We start from the raw sequence: 1,055 nt of genomic DNA, 5'->3' as shown, positions 1-1,055 counted from the left end.
CGCACATCCCCGATGTTAGCCACATGGCTGTGCAGGGCTAATCCGTCGACGAACTTCTTGCCCGCGTCCACACCGCCACGCAGCTCGAACGCGACGACCGCTCCCGCGCCCTTCGGCGCAAGCCGCTGCCCGCGCTCATACCAAGGCGATGAGGGCAGACCCGCGTAGTGGACTTTCTCGACCTCGGGGTGTGCGTTGAGGAATTCGGCGACGGTTTGCGCGTTCTGGACGTGGCGTTCGATGCGCAGGCTGAGTGTTTCGATGCCTTGGCTGATCAGGAAGGCGTTGAAGGGGGAGATCGCGGCGCCGAGGTCGCGCAGCAGTTGTACGCGTGCTTTGAGTGCGTAGGCGGGTGCGCCGAGGTCGGCGTAGACGATGCCGTGGTAGCTGGGGTCGGGGGTGGTGAAGCCGGGGAATCGGGGTTGGGTGTGTTGGTCGGTGGTGGTCCAGTCGAAGGTGCCGCCGTCGATGATGACGCCGGCGATGGCGGCGCCGTGTCCGCCGAGGTATTTGGTGGCGGAGTGTACGACGATGTCGGCGCCGTGGGTGAAGGGTTGGATGAGGTAGGGGGTGGCGACGGTGTTGTCGACGATCAGTGGGATGCCGTGGTGGTGGGCGAGGTCCGCGATTCCGGGGATGTCGAGGATGTGATTTTGTGGGTTGGCGATGGTTTCGCCGTAGCAGGCTTTGGTGTTCGGGCGGATCGCTGTGCGCCATTGGTCGAGGTCGTCGGGGTTGTCGACGAAGGAGACTTCGATGCCGAGTTTGGGCAGGGTGTAGTGGAACAGGTTGTAGGTGCCGCCGTAGAGGCGTGGGCTGGAGACGATGTGGTCGCCGGCGGCGGCGAGGGTGAGGATGGCGATGGTTTCGGCGGCTTGGCCGGAGGCCAGTAGTAGTGCGGCGACGCCGCCTTCGAGGGCGGCGATGCGTTGTTCGATCGCGTCTTGGGTGGGGTTCATGATCCGGGTGTAGATGTTGCCCGGTTCGGTGAGTCCGAATAGTGCGGCGGCGTGGGTGGTGTCGCGGAAGGTGTAGGAGGTGGTCTGGTAGATCGG

General features: G+C 64.7%; 1 protein-coding gene. It reads right to left on the bottom strand.

Annotated features, from left to right (window positions below; all coding sequences use genetic code 11):
• A partial coding sequence (locus tag AB0B25_RS32195) for a PLP-dependent transferase (protein ID WP_357187642.1) occupies nucleotides 1–1,055 on the bottom strand: 1,055 nt, incomplete at both ends.

Origin of the sequence: Nocardia sp. NPDC049190 (assembly GCF_040648115.1) — a bacterium.
In the GTDB taxonomy this organism is placed as follows: Bacteria; Actinomycetota; Actinomycetes; order Mycobacteriales; family Mycobacteriaceae; genus Nocardia.
The sequence above is the reverse complement of the archived record's forward strand: the minus strand, read 5'-3'. Positions and strand labels throughout refer to the sequence as shown.